17 protein-coding genes are annotated in these 21,629 nt (G+C 73.1%); 5 read left to right on the top strand and 12 right to left on the bottom strand.

Going from position 1 to position 21,629, the window contains the following annotated elements:
- Positions 1-80 precede the first annotated feature (80 nt).
- Both O2V63_RS00530 and O2V63_RS00525 read left to right on the top strand, forming a co-directional pair.
- Positions 81-1,472 carry a hemolysin family protein gene (locus O2V63_RS00530; RefSeq protein ID WP_269165631.1) on the top strand — a complete coding sequence of 464 codons (1,392 nt, stop codon included), beginning with the start codon at positions 81-83 and terminating at the stop codon, positions 1,470-1,472.
- Entirely contained in the window at positions 1,469-2,560 is a 1,092-nt protein-coding gene (locus O2V63_RS00525) for a hemolysin family protein (RefSeq protein ID WP_269165630.1), read from the top strand. Before O2V63_RS00530 ends, O2V63_RS00525 begins: the two co-directional genes overlap by 4 nt.
- 33 nt (positions 2,561-2,593) lie before the next feature.
- Here the strand turns inward: O2V63_RS00525 and O2V63_RS00520 are convergent, their stop codons facing one another.
- Complete coding sequence (locus O2V63_RS00520) at positions 2,594-3,868, bottom strand: MFS transporter (protein ID WP_269165629.1); 1,275 nt, start codon at positions 3,866-3,868, stop codon at positions 2,594-2,596.
- Between the two features lie 169 nt (positions 3,869-4,037).
- Between O2V63_RS00520 and O2V63_RS00515 the strand changes: the two genes are divergently transcribed.
- Positions 4,038-5,843, top strand: coding sequence for a S9 family peptidase (locus O2V63_RS00515; RefSeq protein WP_269165628.1), 1,806 nt, complete (start codon positions 4,038-4,040; stop codon positions 5,841-5,843).
- A gap of 246 nt (positions 5,844-6,089) precedes the next feature.
- Here O2V63_RS00515 and O2V63_RS00510 read toward each other — a convergent pair whose 3' ends face one another.
- Entirely contained in the window at positions 6,090-7,142 is a 1,053-nt protein-coding gene (locus tag O2V63_RS00510; protein ID WP_269165627.1) for an aspartate-semialdehyde dehydrogenase, read from the bottom strand.
- Positions 7,139-8,404, bottom strand: a complete 1,266-nt coding sequence (locus O2V63_RS00505; protein ID WP_269165626.1) for an aspartate kinase — start codon at positions 8,402-8,404, stop codon at positions 7,139-7,141. The genes O2V63_RS00510 and O2V63_RS00505 overlap by 4 nt, the downstream gene beginning before the upstream one ends.
- 320 nt (positions 8,405-8,724) lie before the next feature.
- Here O2V63_RS00505 and O2V63_RS00500 point away from each other — a divergent pair, with 320 nt between their 5' ends.
- Together O2V63_RS00500 and leuA are read left to right on the top strand one after the other, a co-directional pair.
- Complete coding sequence (locus O2V63_RS00500; protein WP_269165625.1) at positions 8,725-9,441, top strand: helix-turn-helix domain-containing protein; 717 nt, start codon at positions 8,725-8,727, stop codon at positions 9,439-9,441.
- Positions 9,442-9,597: 156 nt separating this feature from the next.
- On the top strand, positions 9,598-11,331 hold the full coding sequence (gene leuA, locus O2V63_RS00495) for a 2-isopropylmalate synthase (protein ID WP_269165624.1): 1,734 nt from the start codon (positions 9,598-9,600) through the stop codon (positions 11,329-11,331).
- Positions 11,332-11,374: 43 nt separating this feature from the next.
- Here leuA and mnhG read toward each other — a convergent pair whose 3' ends face one another.
- The 9 genes from mnhG to O2V63_RS00450 all read right to left on the bottom strand — a co-directional run bounded on the left by mnhG (position 11,375) and on the right by O2V63_RS00450 (position 21,627).
- Complete coding sequence (gene mnhG / locus O2V63_RS00490) at positions 11,375-11,887, bottom strand: monovalent cation/H(+) antiporter subunit G (RefSeq protein ID WP_269165623.1); 513 nt, start codon at positions 11,885-11,887, stop codon at positions 11,375-11,377.
- Entirely contained in the window at positions 11,884-12,231 is a 348-nt protein-coding gene (locus tag O2V63_RS00485) for a monovalent cation/H+ antiporter complex subunit F (protein ID WP_269165622.1), read from the bottom strand. Before O2V63_RS00485 ends, mnhG begins: the two co-directional genes overlap by 4 nt.
- Positions 12,228-12,812 carry a Na+/H+ antiporter subunit E gene (locus O2V63_RS00480; RefSeq protein ID WP_269165621.1) on the bottom strand — a complete coding sequence of 195 codons (585 nt, stop codon included), beginning with the start codon at positions 12,810-12,812 and terminating at the stop codon, positions 12,228-12,230. Before O2V63_RS00480 ends, O2V63_RS00485 begins: the two co-directional genes overlap by 4 nt.
- Positions 12,809-14,563, bottom strand: coding sequence for a Na+/H+ antiporter subunit D (locus tag O2V63_RS00475; protein WP_269165620.1), 1,755 nt, complete (start codon positions 14,561-14,563; stop codon positions 12,809-12,811). Before O2V63_RS00475 ends, O2V63_RS00480 begins: the two co-directional genes overlap by 4 nt.
- Positions 14,560-15,087 (bottom strand): Na(+)/H(+) antiporter subunit C, encoded by a 528-nt coding sequence (locus O2V63_RS00470; protein WP_269165619.1) that lies wholly within the window; start codon positions 15,085-15,087, stop codon positions 14,560-14,562. Before O2V63_RS00470 ends, O2V63_RS00475 begins: the two co-directional genes overlap by 4 nt.
- A complete protein-coding gene (locus tag O2V63_RS00465; protein ID WP_269165618.1) occupies positions 15,084-17,966 on the bottom strand; it encodes a Na+/H+ antiporter subunit A in 2,883 nt (960 codons plus the stop codon). Before O2V63_RS00465 ends, O2V63_RS00470 begins: the two co-directional genes overlap by 4 nt.
- Before the next feature lie 169 nt (positions 17,967-18,135).
- Positions 18,136-19,953, bottom strand: coding sequence for an ABC-F family ATP-binding cassette domain-containing protein (locus O2V63_RS00460; protein WP_269165617.1), 1,818 nt, complete (start codon positions 19,951-19,953; stop codon positions 18,136-18,138).
- A 60-nt stretch (positions 19,954-20,013) separates the two neighbouring features.
- Positions 20,014-20,658: a dihydrofolate reductase family protein gene (locus O2V63_RS00455; protein WP_269165616.1), complete on the bottom strand. Its 645-nt coding sequence runs from the start codon at positions 20,656-20,658 to the stop codon at positions 20,014-20,016.
- A gap of 69 nt (positions 20,659-20,727) precedes the next feature.
- Entirely contained in the window at positions 20,728-21,627 is a 900-nt protein-coding gene (locus tag O2V63_RS00450) for a transglutaminase family protein (RefSeq protein ID WP_269165615.1), read from the bottom strand.
- Positions 21,628-21,629: the final 2 nt, after the last annotated feature.

Below are 21,629 nucleotides of genomic sequence, written 5' to 3'. Positions count from 1 at the left end.
GGCGGTCCCTGAGTGCGTTCGGGCCCACGTCACTCGCCCGCACCGTTTCCGCTGGCCCCGGGGCGGGCACCTGCCCATCGGTGACCGAATGGCTGCTCCTGCTGGCAGCCGTGCTGCTGACCGCGTTCACCGGGTTCTTCGTCGCGGCGGAGTTCTCCCTCACCACCGTCGACCGCGGCAAGGCCGAAGAGGCCGCCCGGGCCGGCGACCAGGGCGCCGCCGGCGTCGTCACGGCCCTGCGGGGCCTCTCCACCCAGCTCTCGGCGGCGCAGTTCGGCATCACGCTGACCACGCTGGTCGTCGGCTTCCTCGCCGAGCCGGCCCTGGGCGGCCTGCTGGAGCCGGTGCTCGCGGCCGTCGGGTTCCCGGAGAACGCCACGACCCCGATCGCGATCGCGCTGGCCATCTTCCTGGCCACGTTCCTGCAGATGATCATCGGCGAGCTGGGTCCCAAGAACCTGGCGATCGCCCGGCCGCTGCCGACCGCCTCCGTCGTCGCCCCCGGCATGCGGCTGTTCACCACGGTGACCGGACCGGTGGTGCGCAACCTGCAGGCCCTGGCCAACGCGATCGTGCGCCGGCTGGGCTTCGAGCCCCGCGAGGAGCTCGACGACACCCGCGACGCCCAGGGCCTGGCCGCGGTCGCCCGGCGCTCGGCCGAGGAGGGTGACCTCTCCCCCGTCGCCGCTCGGCTGCTGGCCCGTTCCCTCGGCCTCCGCGAGAAGTTGGCCACCGACGTGATGACCCCGCGCACCCGGCTGTGGACACTCAGCTCGGCGGCGACCGCGGCCGACGTCATCGACGCCGCCATCCGGTCGGGCAACTCCCGCTTCCCGGTGTACGGCGCCGACCTGGACGAGGTCACCGGCGTGGTGCACGTCAAGCACGCGGTCTCCGTCCCGGACGAGGAGCGGCTCGAGCGCACGGCCGGGGAGCTGGCCGAGCCGGTGCTCGCCGTCCCCTCCTCGCTGCACCTGGACCCGCTGCTGGACCTGCTGCGCGAGCAGGGGCTCCAGCTGGCCCTGGTCGTCGACGAGTGGGGTGCCACCCACGGCATCGTGACGCTGGAGGACATCGTCGAGGAGCTGGTCGGCGAGATCACCGACGAGACCGACCGGCCGCTGCGCCAGCTGCGCCGCGACGCCGACACCTGGGTGCTGTCCGGCCTGCTGCGGCCCGACGAGCTGCGCGAGCGCACCGGCATCTCGGTGCCCGAGGGCCGGTACGAGACCGTCGCCGGCTTCGTGGTGGAGCGGCTGGCCCGGCTGCCCGAGGAGGGCGAGTCGGTGGAGATCGAGGGCTGGCGGCTCACCGTCGACGAGATCGAGGGACGACGCATCTCACGACTCCGGGCCACGCCCACCCCGACCGAGGACGACGACACGATGCCCGACGGCACCGTGCCCGACGACACCGCACGACCGGCCGGCGCCACCGCCGTCCGCCCCGCACGAGAGGTGGCCCAGGCGTGAGCGACGGGTTGGCGCTGCTGGTCCTGGTCGTCCTGCTGCTGGGCAACGCCTTCTTCGTCGCCGCCGAGTTCGCGCTCGTCTCCGCCCGGGCCGACCAGATCGAGCCCCGCGCGGAAGCCGGGTCGGTGCGCGCCCAGAAGACCCTGGTGGCGATGCGCAACGTCAGCCAGATGATGGCCGGCGCCCAGCTGGGGATCACGCTGTGCTCCCTGGGGCTCGGCGCGATCGGCGAGCCCGCCGTCGCGCACCTGATCGAGGTGCCGCTGGAGGCCGTCGGGGCGCCGGAGGCGCTGTTGCACCCGATCGCGCTGGTGATCGCCCTGTCGGTGGTCACCGTGCTGCACATGGTGCTGGGCGAGATGGTGCCGAAGAACATCACCATCGCCGGTCCGGACCGGGCCGCGATCGCCCTCGGCCCGCCGCTGGCCCTGATCGTGCGGGTGCTGAAGCCGTTCATCTGGTTCTTCAACACCGTGGCCAACGGCTTCGTGCGGCTGTTCGGGGTCACCCCCACCGACGAGGTCTCGGCCAGCTTCGACCACGACGAGATCCAGTCGATGATCACCCAGTCCCGGCGGGAGGGGCTGCTGGGCAGCGAGGTCAGCGACCTCGCCGCCGGCGCGCTCACCTTCGAGCAGCACGACGTCACCTCCGTCCTGCTGCCACCGGACTCCCTGGTCACCGTGCCCCGCGACTCCACCCCCCGGCAGCTGGAGGGCGTGGTCGCCGAGCACGGCTACAGCCGCTACCCGATGCGCGACGACAGCGGCGCGCTGGTCGGCTACGTGCACGTCAAGGACGTGCTCGGCACCGGCCCGACGTCCCGGGACCAGCCGGTGCCCCAGCAGGCGGTGATCTCCTTCGTCGAGCTGACCCCGGCCGAGCCGTTGCCGGAGGTGCTGCGGGAGATGCGCCGCTCCGGCGCACACCTGGGGCTGGTGCGGGACGGTGAACGGGTGCTCGGCCTGGTGGCGCTGGAGGACGTGCTGGAGCAGCTCATCGGCGACGTCCGGGATGCCGGGGTCGAACGGCCGGCTGCCGGCCGGGCACCTGCCGCGGAGGCCGTGGTCGGCGCCGGCGGCAGATGATCCCGCCGGCGCCGACTCGTGCGGGTCGACGGATCAGTGGCGCGGCGGGAGCACCATCCGGCGGACGTCGACCAGCGCCAGCGCGGCCAATCCGATGATCGGGAGCAGGGTGACCTGCACCAGGCCGGCCCCGGCCCAGTCGAAGGCGGAGACGAGCCGGGCGAACAACAGCCCGGAGAACGCCGCGGCGACGTAGTAGCTGAACATGAACAGCCCGGCGCCGCGCCCGACGTGCTCCGGACGCACCGCACGCTGCATGCCAGTGGTGCAGTTGGTGAACAGCACACCGCTGGCGAAGGCGCCCATCAGGAACGCCAGCACGTACTGCGCGGAGGCACCGTCGGCGAAGCGGTAGATCGCCAGGCCCGTGAGGGACGAGCCGACGAAGCCGACGGCGAGCAGCATGCGCTGGTCGTACCGGTCGGCCAGCCAGCCCACCGGCAGCGCCGTCATGGCACCGAAGCCGACCAGGGAGGCAGCCAGCGCAGCCTGGGCAGGCGAGAGGAGGAGCTCCTCCCGCAGGAAGGTCGGATAGAGGCCGAGGAAGCCGTAGAACACCAGGCCCGAGATCGCCGAGGCGACCCCCATGCCCAGAGTGCCGCGGTTGTAGGGGCTCGCGGGCACGTGCGTGTAGTCGGCGGTGTCGGTGGTGCCACCCCGCCCGGCCAGCGCCTCGCTCATCCCCCGCGGGACGACGGCCAGCAGCACGACGGCCATGACCAGGCCGGCGACACCGAAGACCACGAACGGCGCCCGCCAGCTGTCGACGGCGAGAGCGAGCTGCTGGCCGACGATCGGTCCGAGGAACACGCCGAGGCCGAAGGCGACGCCGATGAACCCGGCGGCGACCGCCCGGCGGTGGAAGAAGTAGGCGCCGACGATGGCATAGATGGCCGTGGCCTGCACGCCCTCCCCGACACCGGAGATCAGCCGGTAGACCGCCATGTCGCCGAAGCCGGTGGCCAGCGGGATGGCGAGCGTGCCGAGGGAGTAGACGACCACGCTGACGACCACGATCAGCTTGCGGGACAGCCGGTCCAGCAGGTAGCCGGCCGGGACGCCGGTGAGCGCGATGCCCAGCGTGAAGCCCGTCGCCAGCAGCCCGGTCTGGTCGAGGGAGAACCCGTACTCCTCGCGGATCTGCGGCAGCAGCGGGTAGAAGACCTGCCGGTCCATCGCGTTGAGCATGTAGGAGAGGCAGAGCGCGGCGAAGCCGACCGCCACTGCCACCGTCGTGGCGGGGCCGCCCGTCCGACTGACCGCCGGGGCGTCCTCACCGGGAGCCGGTGGGAGGGTCGAGTGGGACATGAGGGCTCCTGTGGGTTGCCAGCGATGACCTGTCCGGTACGCGGACGTTTGTCCGGTGAGCGGTAGCGTGAGGGGCATCACGTCGTCCGTCAAGCGCGGACCGGCCAGCGCCCCACTCGCCGCCGGGACTCCCCGGAGGACTCGACACCGACAGGGGGAAGATGACCCGGTGACTCCCGAGCCCACCCCGGAACAGCCTGCAGCCGCCCTCCCCGAGGAGGTCACCGCGCGCTGGCAGGCCCGGTTCCGCGCTCCGCGGGTCAGCCTGCCCGACTGGGCCGAGGACGCCCCGCAGCGCAGCCTGTACGCCTCCGACGTCAGTGGTGTCGTCGAGCAGTACGCCTGGGACCGTGAGACGGACACCCACCGGCAGGTCACCGACCGGGCCAACGGCACCCTGGCCGCGACGCTGACCCCTGACGGCGAGACGATCTGGTGGTTCGCCGACACCGACGGCGACGAGTTCGGCATCTGGATGACCCAGCCCTTCGCCGGCGGACCGGACGCCGTCGCCCTGCCGGAGGTGGGCCCGGCCTACCCCGCCGGCCTGGAGCTCGGCCACACGGTCACCGCGGTGGGCCGCTCCACCGACGACGGCAGCGAGCTGTGGATCGCCCCCGCCGGCGGCACGCCGTCGGTGTTCTACTCCTCGCCGGACACCGCGGGGGTGGACGCGCTCTCCCGCGACGACTCGCTGCTGGTCTTCTCGCACTCCGAGCACGGCGACCCGCGGTACCCGGCGCTGCGCGTGCTGCGCACCGCCGACCTCTCCCTGGTCGCCGACAAGTGGGACGGCGAGGGCCGCGGCCTGCACGCGCTGAGCTTCTCCCCCTCCCCCGGTGACCAGCGGCTGCTGGTGGGCCACGAGCGCCGTGGCCGCGAGGAACTGCTGATCTGGGACATCGCCGCCGGCACCGAGACCGAGCTCGTGCTCGACCTGCCCGGCGACGTCACCGCCGGCTGGCACCCGGACGGCTCGGCGCTGCTGGTCGGGCACGACCACGCCGCGCGCAGCGAGCTGTACCGCTACGACCTGGGTTCCGGGTCGCTGGAGCAGCTGGACACCCCCCGCGGCGTGGTCCGTGGCGCGACCGCGCGCCCGGACGGCACCGTGGAGCTGGCCTGGTCGTCGTCCGAGCTGCCGCCCGTGATCCGCCGGGCCGACGGCCCGGTCGTGCTCGCCGCGCCCGGTGAGGCACCGCCGGACGCCTACCCGGTCGAGGACCGCTGGGTGCCCGGTCCGGGCGGCGACGTGCACGCGCTCCTGGTCCGGCCGGCCGGCGACGGACCGTTCGCCACCGCGTTCCTCGTCCACGGTGGCCCGGAGTCGCAGGACGACGACTCCTACCGCGCGCGCCGGGCGGCCTACGTCGACGCCGGGTACGCGGTCGTGCACGTGAACTACCGGGGCTCGACCGGCTACGGCAGCGAGTGGCGCGACGCGCTCACCGGGCGGCCGGGGCTGACCGAGCTGGAGGACGTCGGCGCCGTCTACGACGCCCTGGTCGCCGAGGGCGTGGTCGACCCGACCCGGACGATCCTCTCGGGCGGCTCGTGGGGCGGCTTCCTCACCCTGCTGGGCCTGGGAACCCAGCCCGAGCGCTGGTCGGCCGGGATCGCCGAGGTGCCGGTCGCTGACTACCTGGCCGCCTACGAGGACGAGATGGAGGGGCTGCGCGCCTACGACCGCGCCCTGTTCGGCGGCTCACCGGAGGAGGTGCGCGACGTGTACGTGCGCTCCTCGCCGATCACCTACGTCGACGCGGTCGCCGCCCCGGTGCTCGTGGTCGCCGGCGCCAACGACCCGCGCTGCCCCATCCGCCAGATCGACAACTACCTGGCCGCGCTGACCGAGCGCGGCCAGGACCACGAGGTCTACCGCTTCGACGCCGGCCACGGTTCCCTGGTGATCGAGGAGACCATCCGCCAGGTCGAGGTCGCCCTCAGCTTCGCCCTCCGCCACGTGAAGCCATAGGAGCACGGCACCGCAGTGCCCCGGCCGCCAGCAACGGGGACGGGTACGGACGGCGGCACCGCAGCGAAGCTGCTGGTGATCGCCCGGCGCGGGGCCGGAGGCTCCCGCCGGGTGATCACCAGCGTGCCGCGGCCGTCCTCGGTTGCGGCGGCCGGAGGCTGCCCGACGGAGGACGGCGAAACGGCTCAGCGCAGCCCGGGCACGGCTCCTGGCCGCGGTGTGACCCGGAGGGTCACAGGGTGCACCTCACCGTGAAGCAGCGATCAACTCCGCGATCTGCACGGTGTTGAGTGCCGCACCCTTGCGGAGGTTGTCGTTGCTGATGAACAGCGCCAGCCCGCGGCCGTCGTCGACGCCGGGGTCCTGCCGGATCCTGCCCACGTAGCTCGGGTCGTTGCCGGCCGCCTGCAGCGGGGTCGGGACGTCGACCAGCTGCACGCCCGGTGCCCGGGACAGCAGTTCGGTCGCCCGGGCCACCGACAGCGGCTGGGCGAACTCGACGTTCAGTGACAGCGAGTGCCCGGTGAAGACCGGCACCCGGACGCACGTGCCGGACACCCGCAGGTCGGGGATGCTGAGGATCTTGCGGCTCTCGTTGCGGAGCTTCTGCTCCTCGTCGGTCTCGAAGCTGCCGTCGTCCACGATCGAACCGGCCAGCGGCAGCACGTTGAACGCGATCGGCGCCACGTACTTCACCGGATCGGGGAAGGTGACCGCGGAGCCGTCGTGGGCGAGCGCGTCGGCCTTGTCCACGACCGCCTTCGCCTGCCCGTGCAGCTCCTCGACGCCGGCGACGCCGCTGCCGGAGACCGCCTGGTAGGTGCTCGCGATCAGCCGGACCAGGCCGGCCTCGTCGTGCAGCGGGCGCAGCACCGGCATCGCGGCCATCGTGGTGCAGTTCGGGTTGGCGATGATGCCCTTGCGGATCTCGCTCAGCGCCTGCGGGTTGACCTCGCTGACGATGAGCGGGACGTCGGGGTCGCGCCGCCAGGCGGAGCTGTTGTCGATGACCGTGACGCCGGCGGCGGCGAAGCGGGGCGCCTGGGCCCGGGAGGTCGTCGCGCCGGCGGAGAAGATCGCGATGTCCAGGCCGGTCGGGTCGGCGGTCGCGGCGTCCTCGACGGTGATCTCGCCGTCGCCCCAGGGCAGCGTGCTGCCGGCCGACCGGGCCGAGGCGAAGAACCGCAGTTCGCTGAGCGGGAAGCGGCGTGCGGCCAGGAGCTCGCGCATCACGCCGCCCACCTGACCGGTGGCGCCGACGATGCCGACCCGCAGGCCGTCGGTGGTGAAGGTGCTCATCGTCCGGTCCCTCCGTAGACCACTGCCTCGGCCGCGTCGGAGCCGAGGTCGAAGGCGTCGTGCACCGCGCGGACGGCGAGGTCGACGTCGGCGTCCCGGCAGACCACCGAGATCCGGATCTCGGAGGTGCTGATCAGCTCGAGGTTGACCCCGGCGTCGGCGAGCGCGCCGAAGAACTTGGCCGAGACGCCCGGGTGCGAGCGCATGCCCGCGCCCACCAGGGAGACCTTGCCGATGTGCTGGTCGAAGCTGATGCCGGTGTAGCCGACCGTGTGCTTGACCCGCTCCAGGGCGGCGATGGCGGTGGGGCCGTCGCTGACCGGCAGGGTGAAGGAGATGTCGGTCAGCTTCGCCTCGCTGGAGACGTTCTGCACGATCATGTCGATGTTGACCTCGGCGTCGGCGAGCACGCGGAAGATCTGCGCTGCCTCACCCGGGCGGTCGGGCACCCCGGAGACGGTGATCTTGCCCTCGCTCCGGTCGTGCGCGACGCCGGTGATGATCGCCTGTTCCACGGTGAGGTCCTCCATCGAGCCGGCCACGATCGTGCCGGGGAGCTGTGAGTAGGAGCTGCGGACGTGCACCGGGATGCCGTACCGGCGGGCGTACTCGACGCAGCGGAGCATGAGCACCTTCGCCCCGGAGGCGGCCAGCTCGAGCATCTCCTCGTAGGTGATGGTCTCCAGCCGCTTGGCGTTCGGCACGATCCGCGGGTCGGCGGTGAAGACGCCGTCCACGTCGGTGTAGATCTCGCAGACGTCGGCCCGCAGCGCGGCCGCGACGGCCACGGCGGTGGTGTCCGAGCCGCCGCGACCCAGGGTGGTGACGTCCTTGGTGTCCTGGCTGACGCCCTGGAAGCCGGCGACGATGACGATCGAGCCGTCGTCCAGCGCATCGCGCAGCCGGCCCGGCGTGACGTCGATGATCCGCGCCTTGCCGTGGCTGGAGGTGGTGATCACCCCGGCCTGCGAGCCGGTGAACGACCGCGCCTCGTACCCGTGGGTCGAGATCGCGATGGCCAGCAGCGCCATGGAGATGCGCTCACCGGCGGTCAGCAGCATGTCCAGCTCGCGACCCGGTGGGTTCGCGGTGATCTGGCTCGCCTGGTCGAGCAGTTCGTCGGTCGTGTCGCCCATGGCGGAGACGACGACGACCACGTCGTCGCCGTTCTTCTTCGCCTCGACGATGCGCTCGGCCACGCGCTTGACGCGCTCGGCGTTCGCGACAGAGGAGCCGCCGTACTTCTGTACCACCAAGGCCACGGGCTCAGGCTACCGGCGCGGCGTGGCCGGCCCGACGTCCGCACGGCGCGCCGCCTCCACCTCGCCCACCGCGCCCGCAAGCTCTGCGCAGACTGCGGCCGCCCACCGGAAGACGGGGCTCCTCCGCACGTTCGCGCCGCAGGTCCTCCGTGAGCCGCTCCCCCGTGCGACAGGAGTCCGGGCGAGTTGTGCTCTGGCGCAGCAGTGCAGCCAGAGCACAAGTGCCCGCGACGTGCCTCCCTCCGCCCACACGGTGGGCGCCGTCCACAGCTCTCGCCCGGGGTGGCGTCACCGGGCGGCTGAACCGACACGCTCGGCAGGTGTCCGCGCCCCAGCCCGAGGCCGAGTCCGTGCCCGAGACCGAGACCGAGACCGAGACCGTGCCGGTCGCTCCGGGGGTCGACGTGGCGGGGACGTTGCGGCGGGTGCGCCGGCTGGCCGACATGTCGCAGCGTGAGCTGGCCGAGGCGAGCGACGTCTCTCGGGGTCGCCTGGGGCGCGCGGAGACCGGCCGTGGCGATCTGCGCGTGGGCGAGTTCGCCCGCCTCGTGTCGCTGGCCGGGCTGCGCCTGGTCCTGCTGGACGCCGAGGGGCAGGAGGTCGCACCGATGTCCGCTGTCGCCGTCCGGGACCGGGCCGGACGGCGCTTCCCCGCGCACCTGGACACCCGGCACGGGGACGAGGACTGGTGGTCCGGCCCGCACCGGCACACCCGCACCCAGCCGGAGGTCACCTTCGACCGGGACCGCCGCAGCCGGGACTCCTGGCGCCGGCAGCTGGGCACCCCGGACGACCACCACGTGCCCCGCCCCGGCGACTCCCTGGCGGAGCGGGCCGCCGCGCGGAGGTGGGCGACACTCCTCCGCCAGCGGGAACAGCGAGAGGCCGCGTGGCGAGCGTGGCTCGCGGCCGGCGACCTCGGCCGCCCTGACTGGGGCACCGGCTGCACCTGCCCGCCCGGCTGCGAGTACGCCGAGGAGACCAACGAGGACCTCGGGCACGTACCGGCCTGCGCCTGCGGCTGCGACGTCGCCTGACCCGCTGCTACGGTTGCGCCGTGCGCGGCCGCCTCCTGCTTATCAGCCGCGGCGAGGCCCTCTCCTAGGTCGGCTCCCTCGCCGCGGTGATCGCGCGCCCCCGGGCGCCAGCTGACCGCATCCCGGAGCTGTTCGCAGCCCGCCAGAGGAGCCCCCGTGAACGAGAACCACCCGCACGTCCGCAATCCCCAGCGCCCCTCACCGATGCCGATCGGCAAGTACGCGCCCTTCACTCCCGTGGCGCTCCCCGACCGCACGTGGCCGGAGACGACCACGACGGCCGCGCCGCGCTGGTGCGCCGTCGACCTGCGGGACGGCAACCAGGCGCTGATCGACCCGATGACCCCGGAGCGCAAGCGGCGGATGTTCGAGCTGCTGGTGCGGATGGGGTACAAGGAGATCGAGGTCGGCTTCCCGGCGGCCAGCCAGACCGACTTCGACTTCATCCGCGAACTGGTCGAGGAGGACCTGGTCCCCGACGACGTCACCGTCCAGGTGCTCACCCAGGCCCGGGACGAGCTGATCGAGCGGACCTTCGAGTCCCTGCGCGGCGCCAAGCAGGCGATCGTGCACCTCTACAACTCGACCTCCACGCTGCAGCGGCGGGTCGTGTTCGGCCAGGACCGCGCGGGCATCACCGACATCGCCGTCCACGGCGCACAGCTGGTGCGCAAGCTGGCCGAGCAGGCCGGGGACACCGAGATCCGGTTCCAGTACTCCCCCGAGTCGTTCACCGGCACCGAGCTGGAGTTCGCCGTCGAGGTCTGCAACGCCGTCACCGACGTCTGGGAGCCGACCCCCGACCGGCCGACCATCCTCAACCTGCCGGCGACCGTGGAGATGGCCGAGCCGACCGTCTACGCCGACCAGATCGAGTGGATGCACCGCAACCTGGGCCGCCGCGACTCCGTCGTGCTGAGCCTGCACCCGCACAACGACCGGGGCACCGCGGTGGCCGCCGCCGAGCTGGGCCACCGCGCGGGTGCGGACCGGATCGAGGGCTGCCTGTTCGGCAACGGCGAGCGCACCGGCAACGTCGACCTGGTGACCCTGGGCCTGAACCTGTTCAGCCAGGGCATCGACCCGCAGATCGACTTCTCCGACATCGACGAGATCCGGCGCACCGTCGAGTTCTGCAACCAGCTGGGCGTGCACGAGCGGCACCCCTACGGCGGCGACCTGGTCTACACCGCGTTCTCCGGCTCGCACCAGGACGCGATCAACAAGGGGTTCGCCGTCATGAAGGCCGACGCCGAGGCGGCCGGCACGAGCGTCGACGAGATCCCGTGGGCGGTCCCCTACCTGCCGATCGACCCCAAGGACGTCGGCCGCAGCTACGAGGCCGTGATCCGGGTGAACAGCCAGTCCGGCAAGGGCGGCGTCGCCTACATCATGAAGACCGAGAACCACCTGGACCTCCCGCGCCGGCTGCAGATCGAGTTCAGCGCCGTCGTCCAGCGGCACACCGAGGACGAGGGCGGCGAGGTGACCGCCGAGCAGATGTGGAGCGCCTTCTCCAGCGAGTACCTGCCCGACGCCGACGCCCCCTGGGGCCGGTTCGCCCTCAGTGGGCACGAGCACACCGCGTCCGGCGCCGGCCCCGACGAGCTCACCGCCCAGCTCAGCGACTCCGGCGTGCCCACCACGGTCCACGGCCGCGGCAACGGCCCGATCGCCGCGTTCGTCGACGCGCTGGCCAGCATGGACGTCGACGTCCGGGTGCTCGACTACGCCGAGCACGCGCTCTCCTCCGGCGGCGACGCACGGGCGGCCGCCTACGTCGAGTGCGCCGTCGGCGAGCGGGTGCTGTGGGGCGTCGGGATCGACGCCAACATCGTCACCGCGTCACTGCGGGCGGTCGTCTCCGCGGTGAACCGGGCCCAGCGGTAGGACCCGAGCCGTCCGGGTGCGGCAGGACACGCACCCGGACGGTTCAGCCGCGCGGACCCCGCGTCGGCTCGTCCGCCGCCGCCTCCTGCTCGCCGGCGTCGTCGCCCGGCACGTCCTCGTCCTCGGACACCTCCGGCTCGGTCTCGTCCCCCGTCGGCGCGTCCGCGGGCTGGTCGCCGCGCATGCCCTCCTGCCCGGCGCGCAGCTCGGCTCCCCGAGGGGCGTCCACCAGTTCGTCGACGACCAGCAGGTCCCGGCGGACGTGCCGGCGGCGGTAGGCGATCCGGCTGACCATGTGCGCGTTGACCGGCGCGGTGATCAGCTGGAAGGCCGCGACCAGCAACAACATCCAGGTCGCCGACCAGCCGGTGAGCCGGATGGCACCGCCGATCATGATCAGCAGGACCCCCATGACCTGGGGCTTGGTCCCGGCGTGCATCCGGGCGAGCACGTCGGGGAAGCGGAGCACGCCCAGGCCGGCGGTGAGGCACAGGAAGGCGCCGACCAGCAGCAGGCCCGCCGCGATCCAGTCGGGCACCGAGTCGAAGTCGTTCACGAGCTCGCCTCCCCGCTCCGGGGCGGGCTCTGCCCGGCACCCGCGGGCCCCAGCCCGGTCTCCTCGCTGTCGTCGTCCGTCGAGCGCATCAGCATGCCGCCGACGTAGCGCGCCACGGCCACCGACCCGACGAAGGCCAGCAGCGAGACGACCACCAGCACCGGGACGATCGTCGGGTCTCGTTCCAGGGCCGCGTACACCGCCAGCCCGGCGGTGATGATCACCAGCAGGGTGTCGGTGGCGACCACCCGGTCCAGCAGCGAGGGGCCCAGCGCCAGCCGGCCGGCCGCCAGCAGCGAACCCACCCCCAGCATCGAGTAGACGACGACCGAGAAGACCGTCATCGCCCCGCCTCCGCACGATCGGTCCCGGCAGCGGGCTCGCCGACCGGCTCGCCGGACTCCAGCCGGGCGATGTCCTCCCGGGTGCCGAACGCCCGCACGATGCGCTCCTCCGTCGTGAACACCCCGGCCCGCTGCCGTTCCACGTCGTCCGCGTCGGCCGCGTTGAGCAGGTGGATCCCCAGCGTCCGCCGCGGACGGTCCAGGTCCAGCACGATCGAACCCGGGACCAAGGTCAGCGACTCGGCGATGAGGGTGAGCAGCAGGTCGGAGTCGGTGCGCAGCTGCACCGCGATGATCGCCCCCTGGTTCATGCCGCCGGGCCGGATCGTCTGCCAGGCGACCTGTGCGCTGGAGACGGCCAGGTCCTTGAGGAAGTACCCCGCGAAGCGCAGCAGGGGGACCGGACGCAACCGCGCCCCGGCGATGACGGCGGGCAGCGGCAGGACGTTGGTGACCACCACCGCGACCAGGATCCCGGACAGCAGGTTCGCCCAGGACCAGGTGCCCCACAGCAGGATCCAGATGAGCACCAGCCAGATCAGCACCGGCAGCTGGTGCCGCAGCCGCATCGCGCCGCTCATCGGGGGACCTGCTCGCCGTACACGGCCTCGATGTAGGGCAGGCGGTCGCGCAGGTCGTCCGCGGCCCGAGCCGTCAGCCCGTACAGCGGACCGGCGATGAGGGTGAGGCCGACCGTGAGGGCCACCATCACCCCGGTCGCGGCGGTCATCACCGCCGGCAGGGGCTCCAGCGACGGGTCCCGGTCATCGTCGCCGCCGCTGGGCCGGCCCTCGCCGCCTTCGGGCGCCGCCGTCGCCACGGCCACGTGCCGGGCCCAGCCCCCGCGCCGGCCCGACTGCCGGGCCTCGGTCGTGGAGGTCGCCCCACCGGCCGGGCCCAGGTCCAGGCCGTCGTCGTCCGTCCCGTCCGCCCCGGTGGGGTCGTCCTCGGGGCCGTCGTCGGGTCCGGCGTCGCGGGCCGCGGCGGCAGCCGTGTCTGCGGACGCCGCCTGCGCCGGCGGGCGCCAGAAGGCCCGCGTCCAGACCCGCGACATCGCCACCAGGGTCAGCAGGCTCGTCACCACCGCGCCGCCCACCAGCACGTACGCGGCCCAGCCGCCGTCGGCGATCCCGGCGCCGAGCAGCCCCACCTTGCCGATGAACCCGGAGAACGGCGGGATGCCGGCCAGGTTCATCGCCGGCACGAAGAAGAGCACGGCCAGCAGCGGGGACGCCGTGGCCAGTCCGCCGAGCCGGCCGGTCGCCATCGTGCCGCCGCGCCGTTCGACGAGGCCGGCGACCAGGAAGAGCGTGGTCTGGATGGCGATGTGGTGGACCACGTAGAAGATCGCCCCGGCCAGGCCGGCCGTCGACGCCAGTGCGATCCCGAAGACCATGTAGCCGATGTGGCTGACCAGCGTGAAGGAGAGGATCCGGCGGATGTCGCTCTGCGCGACGGCGCCGAGGATGCCGATCAGCATGGTGGCCAGCGCCGCCCACATCAGCACGTCGTCCAGCGCCCCGTCGGGGAACAGCAGGGTCTGGGTGCGGATGATCGCGTAGACCCCGACCTTGGTGAGCAGCCCGGCGAACACCGCCGTGACCGGGGCCGGGGCGGTCGGGTAGCTGTCGGGCAGCCAGGCAGACAGCGGGAAGACGGCTGCCTTGATGCCGAAGGCGATGAGCAGGAGGCCGTGCAGCAACAGCTGGGTGCCGTCGGGCAGCTCGGCGATCCTGAGCGACAGCTGCGCCAGGTTCACCGTGCCGGTCGCCGCGTAGATGAGGGCGATGGAGGCCAGGAACAGCAGCGAACTCAGCAGGCTGACCACCACGTAGGTGATGCCCGCCCGGATCCGCGGCGCCGAGCCGCCCATGGTCAGCAGCACGTAGCTGGAGGTCAGCAGCACCTCGAAGCCGACGTAGAGGTTGAACAGGTCGCCGGCCAGGAAGGCGTAGCTCACGCCGCCGATGAGGACCAGGTACGTCGGGTGGAAGATCGACAGCGGGGTGTCCTCGTCGCCGTCGGCCGTGCCCTGACCGACCGCGAACACCAGCACGCCGAGCCCCACCGTGCTGGCGACCACCAGCATCAGCGCCGAGAGCCGGTCGACCACCAGCACGATCGCCACCGGGACCGGCCAGTCTCCGACGGCGACCGCAGCCGCCCCGTTGGCGTCGGCGATGAACAGCAGGGCGACCGACACGGCCACCACGGCGCTGAGCACGAGGATGCTGACCGCCCGCTGCAGCCGGGAGTGCCGGCCGACCAGCAGGGCGGCGGCGGCGCCGAGCAGCGGGAGCAGCACCGGCAGCGGCGCGAGGACGCCGGTCACGACCGTCCCCCGCGGGTCGGCGGGAGGGTCACGTCGTCGGAGGGGATGCCCTCGTAACGCTGGGCGAGCCGCTCCTCGACGTCCACGTCGGAGTGCAGGGTGTTGCCCTTCCCGGCCGGGCGGTCCTCCGTCGGGAGGTCATCGGGGTCGATGTCGTCGGCGTCCATGCCCTCCCGGCGGGCGACCCGGCGGTCCTCCTCGTCGACCTCGATGACCTCCTGGCGGACCAGCCGCCAGGAGCGGTGCACCATCGCCAGCAGGAACGCGGTGACACCGAAGGTGATCACGATGGCGGTGAGCACGAGCGCCTGCGGCAGCGGGTCGCTCATCTCCTCGGCCTCGGCGTACCCGAAGATCGGCGCCAACGCCGCCGGCCCGCTGGCGGACAGCAGCAGAAGGTTCGTGGCGTTGCCGAGCAGGACGAAGCCCAGGATCACCCGGGTGAGGCTGCGGTCCAGCAGCAGGTAGACCCCGGCGGCGTAGAGACCGCCGATCACGACCGGCAGGACGATGGTGGGGGTCATCGGACGATCACCTCGTCGGGAGCAGCGTCGATCGGGTCCTCCTCGTCCTCCTGGCGGTCCTGCTCGGCGCCCAGGCTGCGCAGGATGTCCAGGATCAGCCCGACGACGATCAGGTAGACGCCGATGTCGAAGAACAGCGCGGTCGGCAGGCTGGCGTGCCCCAGCACCGGCAGGTCGGCCTCCAGGTAGGCCGACTCCAGCACCGCTCCGCCCAGCAGCAGCGCGACCACCCCGGTGCCGCCGGCGAACACGAGGCCACCGCCGAGCAGCAGGCCCGGGGCGACCGGCGCGGCCTCGCCGAGTTCGTAGCGACCGCCGGCCAGGTAGCGCAGGACGAGGGCGAGCCCGGCCACCAGCCCACCGGCGAAGCCGCCGCCGGGGTCGTTGTGCCCGGAGAAGAGCAGGAAGAGGGAGAAGACCACGATGGTGTGGAAGAGGAACCGGGTGGCCACCTCCAGCACCACCGACCGGCGCTGCGGCGCCAGCGTGCCCGATGCCGACAGCCACTGCGCCTTCGGCGCCCGGCGGGCGTCACCTCCGCCCGACGCCTCCTCCTCGCTCGCCCGGTCGACAGCGCCGGTGCGACGCCGCAGGAAGACCAGGCTGGCCACCCCGGTGGCGGCCACCACCAGCACCGACAGCTCGCCCAGCGTGTCCCAGGCGCGGATGTCGACCAGGATCACGTTGACCACGTTCTGGCCGTGGCCCTCCTCGAGCGCGAGCTCGGGGATGGCCACGGAGACCGGGGTGGCTGTCCGGGCGCCGAGCGCCGCGGCCCCCGCCCCGGCCATCACCAGGCCGACGCAGACCGCGATCGCCGCCCGCACCGTCCGCTCGGCGGGCCGGTGACGGGCGCCGATGTCCTTGGGCAGCTTGCGCAGCACCAGCACGAAGACGACGAGGCTCAGCGTCTCGACCAGGAACTGGGTGAGGGCCAGGTCCGGGGCGCCGTGCAGCACGAACAGCAGGGCCAGCCCGTACCCGGTGATCCCGAGGGCGAGCACCGCGGACAGCCGCTGCTTGATCCGCACCGTCAGCACGGCGGCGATCAGCACGATCGCGCCGACCAGCGCCTGCAGCGGGCTGTCCCAGGCGCGCCACTGGTCGGGCCACGGGGTCCGCGCCAGCAGCACTGTTCCGGGGACCAGCAGGACGACGACGAGGATCGTGCCCAGGTAGGTCGGCAGCGACCCGCGCTGCGTCGTCCCGGTGACCAGGACGGCGAGCCGGTCCAGGCTCTGCAGGGTGTTCCAGTAGCCCTCGTCGGCGGAGGCGCCCACGGCCAGCCGGTGCTGCAGCCGGGTGAACTGTGACCGGAGGGCGAACAGCGCGGCACCGCCGAGCAGGGTGACCGCCGACAGCGCGAGGGCCGGCTGCAGGCCGTGCCAGAGCGCCAGGTGCTCCGCCTCCGGGGCGATCAGCGGCAGGGTCTCGGCGTACACGACCACCAGGTGGTCCAGCAGCGGGCTGGCCGGGCCGGCCGCCAGCCCGGCGAGCGCGAGGACGGCCGGCGCCGCGAGGAACAACGGGCCGGGGTGGTGCTCCAGCTCCTCCGGCGCACTGTCCGGCAGGCCCGGCTTCCGCGCGAACGCCCCCCACAGGTACCGGGCGCAGTAGGCGGCGGTGAACACCGAGCCCAGCACCAGGCCGACCAGGACGACGACAGCGCTGACCCGGTCGGGCAGCCCGCCGTCCCACAGCGCGGTGAACGCCGCCTCCTTGCCCACGAAGCCCAGGAACGGGGGCAGCCCGACGAGGCTGGCGGCGGCCAGCGTGGCGATGACGGCGAGGACGGGCATGCGCCGTCCGAGGCCGGAGAGCAACCGCAGGTCGCGCACCCCGGTCGCATGGTCGATCACGCCGACGGAGAGGAACAACGTCGACTTGCTCAGCGCGTGCGCGATGGTCATCGCCAGGCCGGCCGCGGCCAGCTCCTGGCTGCCGGCGCCGACCATGGTGATCAGGAAGCCCAACTGGCTGACGGTGCTGAAGGCCAGCAGCAGCTTGAGGTCGTTCTGCCGCAGCGAGCGCCAGCCGCCGATCAGCATCGTGGCCACACCCAGCCCCAGGACGACCGGCCGCCAGCCGGGGACGTCGGCCAGGCCGGGGGCGAGCCGCGCGACCAGGTAGATGCCGGCCTTCACCATCGCCGCGGCGTGCAGGTAGGCGCTGACCGGGGTCGGGGCCTCCATCGCCGCCGGCAACCAGAAGTGGAAGGGCACCATCGCCGACTTGGTGACCGCACCGGCCAGGACGAGCATCGTGCCGGCCACCATCACCGGGCCGCTGCCCGGGTCGGCGACGATCTCCGACAGCAGCCGGCTGTCGCTGACCCCGGAGATCATCAGCAGCCCGACGAGCATCGCCAGGCCGCCGGCGGTGGTCAGCAGCAGCGCCTGGCTGGCCGCCCGCCGTCCGGCCAGCTTGGCCCCCGAACCGCCGATCAGCAGGAACGAGAAGACGGTGGTGAGCTCCCAGAAGACGTAGAGCACCAGCACGTCGTCGGCCAGCACCAGGCCGAGCATCGACCCGGCGAAGGCGGTCATGACGGCGGCGAACCGGCCGACGCCCTCCTCGTCCGGCTCGAAGTAGCGCGCGCAGTAGACCAGCACCAGCGCACCGACCCCGGTGACCAGGGCGGCGAACGTCAGCGCCAGCGCGTCCAGCCGCAGCGCGATCTGCAGGTCCAGCGCCGGGATCCAGGAGAGCGTCTCGCGGACCTCTCCCCCGCCGACGACGGTGCCCAGCCGGGTGAGCACCCACCCGAAGGCGGCCGCCGGCACCAGGGCGAGAGCCAGGAACGCCTGTCGCCCCCACCACCGCACGAGCAGCGGAGCTCCGACCGCGGCGAGGAGGTGGAGCAGGAGCAGCAGGCCCAACGGGTCCCTTCCGGTCGTCCTCGAGCGGGCGTGCGGCGGCACGCGCCGTCGTTCGGCGCATTCGATCGTTGCGCACCATCCTCCGGCGCGCCGCCGGTCCCGGCGACTCGAACGGACCCCCGATGATCCCGCCGGTCACGAGCTCCCCGCGGGACGGCGGTGGCCCGCGTCAGGCGTCGGCGACCTCTGCGGCGGCCAGCCAGTCGGTCTCGACCTGCTCCTTCTCCGCCTGCAGCGCCTTCAGCTGGGCGTCGAGCTCGGCCGCCCGGGCGTAGTCGGTCGCCGCGGCGGCCAACTGCTCGTGCAGCTTCTTCTCGTCGGCGTCCAGCTTGAGCATCCGGCGCTCCAGCTTGGCCGCCTCCTTGCGCGCGGCGCGGGAGTCCGCCGCCGAGGTGGCCGGGGACGACGTCGTCCTCCCCGCCGTCCCGGCCGAGGACCCGCCGGACGCGGTGGTCAGCGGGGCGCCGCCGGCCGCCCGCCGGGCCAGGTACTCCTCCACCCCACCGGGCAGCTCGGCCAGCGAGCCGTCGCCGAGCAGCGCCACCACCTTGTCGCAGACCCGGTCGACGAAGTACCGGTCGTGGCTGACCACCAGCACCGTGCCGGGGAAGCCGTCGAGCAGGTCCTCCAACGCGGTCAGCGTGTCGATGTCCAGGTCGTTGGTGGGCTCGTCGAGCAGCAGCACGTTCGGCTCGCCCATCAGCAGGCGCAGCAGCTGCAGCCGCCGGCGCTCGCCGCCGGAGAGGTCACCGACCGGCGTCCACTGGCGGTTGGCGGCGAAGCCGAACCGCTCGGCCAGCGAGGACGCCGAGATCTCCTGGTTGCCGATCTTGGCGATCCGGGCGACGTCCTGCACCGCCTCGAGCACCCGCTGCCGCGGGTCCAGCTCGGTGACGTGCTGGGACAGGTACGCCGGTGCGACCGTCTGCCCCACCGCGACCGTGCCGGAGTCGGCCTCGTTCTCCCCGACCAGCAGCTTGAGCAGCGAGGTCTTGCCGGCGCCGTTGACCCCGACGATGCCGATCCGGTCGCCCGGCCCGACGTGCCAGGTGAGGTCGCGGAACAGCGTGCGCGGACCGTCGTCGGTCGGCACGGCGTAGTCGACGTCCTCGACGTCGTAGACGCTCTTGCCCAGCCGCCGGGCGGCGAAGCCCGCCAGCGCCATCGTGTCCCGGGCCGGCGGCTCGTCGGCGATCAGCGCCTGCGCGGCCTCGATCCGGAACTTGGGCTTGCTGGTGCGGGCCGGCGGGCCCCGGCGCAGCCAGGCCAGCTCCTTGCGCACCAGGTTGAGCCGGCGGTCCTCGGTCACCGCGGAGATCCGCGCCCGCTCGGCCCGGGCCAGCGTGTAGGCGGAGTAGCCGCCCTCGTAGGCGTGCACGTCGCCGTCGGCGACCTCCCAGGTCGTCGTGCACACCTCGTCCAGGAACCACCGGTCGTGGGTGACGACCAGCAGACCGCCGGCGCGGGCCTTGACGTACTCGGCCAGCCAGGCGACGCCCTCGACGTCGAGGTGGTTGGTCGGCTCGTCCAGCACCAGCAGGTCCAGCGGCCGGATCAGCTGGGCGGCCAGCGCGACCCGGCGCCGCTCACCACCGGACATCGGCGCCACCGGGGCGTCCAAGCCCATCCGGTCCAGCTCCAGCCCGGTCAGCACCGACCGGACGGCGGGGTCGCCGGCCCACTCGTGCTCCTCGGCGAACCGGGACGTCGGCAGGACGACGTCGCGCACCGTCGTACCGGCCGGGAGGGTGCCGGTCTGGTCGAGGACCCCCATGGCCAGGTCGCCGCGGCGGGTGACCCGGCCGGAGTCGGGCTCGTCGGTGCCGGTGAGCACGCTCAGCAGGGTGGACTTGCCGCCCCCGTTGCGGCCGACGATGCCGATCCGTTCACCGGCCGCGACCCCGAGGGAGACGTCGTCGAGGATGACCGTCGTGCCGTGTGCCTTGTGCACCCGTTCGAGGTTGACCAGGTTCAGGGGTGCGCTCATCACCACCCAGCATCCCAGGTCCGCCGGACCGGCTCCCGCCAGCCCGCGGCGGCCGGGGCGTCAGCGCCGCCAGAACAGGTGGTGGGTCACCCCGCTCGGGCTGGGGACGACCTCGTGGTGGAACCGGTCGAGCAGCTCGTCGGGCGACGTCCACAGCCGCGACCCGGCGCCGAGCTCGACCGGTGCCACTGCCACGTGCACGGTGTCGACCAGGTCGGCGTCCAGGAACTGCCGGATGGTGGCGGCTCCCCCGCCGAGCCGGACATCGCGACCGTCGGCCGCCTCCTTCGCCTGCTCGAGGACCGTGGCCGGCGCACCGCTGACGAAGTGGAACGTCGTGTCCGACAGCGAGAACGAGGGCCGCTCGTGGTGGGTCAGCACGAACACCGGCGTGTGGAACGGGGGATCGTCCCCCCACCAGCCCCGCCACTCGTGGTCGCGCCACGGTCCGCGCTGGGGCCCGAACTTGTTCCGGCCCATGATCTCGGCGCCGATGTTGCGCCCGAACTCACGCATGAAGTGGTCGTCCAGGCCGCGGGTGCCGCCGGGCTCGGTGCGGTTGGGCCAGCTCGCGGTGGCGAACGCCCAGGCGCCCAGCACCGCCGGGTCGGCGTGCCCGAACGGCCGCTCCAGGCTCTGGCCCTCCCCCGCACCGAAACCGTCGCTGGAGAGCATGACGTTGTGGACCCTGAGCAGCTGCTGCACGGGAGCCTCCTCTGACGTGGTCGCTGTCAGGAGGGACCGCCGCCGGCCGCAGAACTCATCGCCGCCCGCTCAGGCGAGGCGGGTGACCTCCACGGTCACGCTCGACCCCTCGCTCCGCGGGCCGGAGAAGATGCCCTTGAGCGGCGGGACGTCGGAGTAGTCGCGACCCCGGGCCAGGGTCACGTGCCGGGGCCCGATCTCCACGGAGTTCGTCGGGTCGAAGCCGGACCACCCGCCGTCCCACCACTCCACCCAGGCGTGGCTCTCGCCGGTGACCGTCTGCCCGATCCCCGCCGCGGGCTCGGGGTGCAGGTACCCGGAGACGTACCGGGCGGGCAGGCCCAGGGCGCGGAGCAGACCGACGGAGACGTGCGAGATGTCCTGGCAGACGCCCTTGCGGTGCGTCCACGCCTGCATCGCGTTGGTCTTCACGTTGGTCGAACCGGTCAGGTACGCCATGTGCTCGTGCACGAAGCCGCAGACCAGGTGCCCGGCCTCCCGCGGGCCGGCGTCCCCGACGACGGCCCGCACCTCGGCGACCACCGGGTCGTCCATCGCGGTCAGCGGCGTCGGCCGGAGCATCTCCCCGAACCGGTCCTGCAGGTCTGCGACGGCCAGGTCGGCCCAGTGCACCGGGTCCGGGACGTGCGGCTCCGGGCCGGCCTCGACCTCCGAGGTGGCCTGCACGACGAGCTCGGTGTGCGGGCCGTGGGTGTCGAAGGCGGTGACAGTGGACCCCCAGTAGTCGCGGTAGGCGTGCACCGTGGCGGTCGGCTCGATCTCCACCCGGGAGCGCAGCGTGGTCTGCCGGCTGCTGTTCTCCGGGGTCATCCGGGCCTCGTTGTAGGAGGAGCGGACCGGCCCGCCGTAGCGGAACGCGCTGCGGTGCACGACCTGCAAGCGCCAGCGGTCGCTGGGCACCCGCACCGGGCCGGACTGGACCTGCGACTGGGACTGGGACTGCGGCACCG

The sequence above is a fragment of the Modestobacter sp. VKM Ac-2977 genome (assembly GCF_026968045.1).
Lineage (GTDB): Bacteria > Actinomycetota > Actinomycetes > Mycobacteriales > Geodermatophilaceae > Modestobacter.
The sequence above is the reverse complement of the archived record's forward strand: the minus strand, read 5'-3'. Positions and strand labels throughout refer to the sequence as shown.

What these genes read in the sequence shown, in the direction of transcription:
- O2V63_RS00485 (WP_269165622.1), bottom strand. Translation starts at nt 12,231, where the DNA reads ATGACGGTCTTCTCGGTCGTCGTCTACTCGATGCTGGGGGTGGGTTCG.
- O2V63_RS00470 (WP_269165619.1), bottom strand. Translation starts at nt 15,087, where the DNA reads ATGACCCCCACCATCGTCCTGCCGGTCGTGATCGGCGGTCTCTACGCC.
- O2V63_RS00460 (WP_269165617.1), bottom strand. Translation starts at nt 19,953, where the DNA reads ATGAGCGCACCCCTGAACCTGGTCAACCTCGAACGGGTGCACAAGGCA.
- O2V63_RS00480 (WP_269165621.1), bottom strand. Translation starts at nt 12,812, where the DNA reads ATGAGCGGCGCGATGCGGCTGCGGCACCAGCTGCCGGTGCTGATCTGG.
- O2V63_RS00510 (WP_269165627.1), bottom strand. Translation starts at nt 7,142, where the DNA reads ATGAGCACCTTCACCACCGACGGCCTGCGGGTCGGCATCGTCGGCGCC.
- O2V63_RS00520 (WP_269165629.1), bottom strand. Translation starts at nt 3,868, where the DNA reads ATGTCCCACTCGACCCTCCCACCGGCTCCCGGTGAGGACGCCCCGGCG.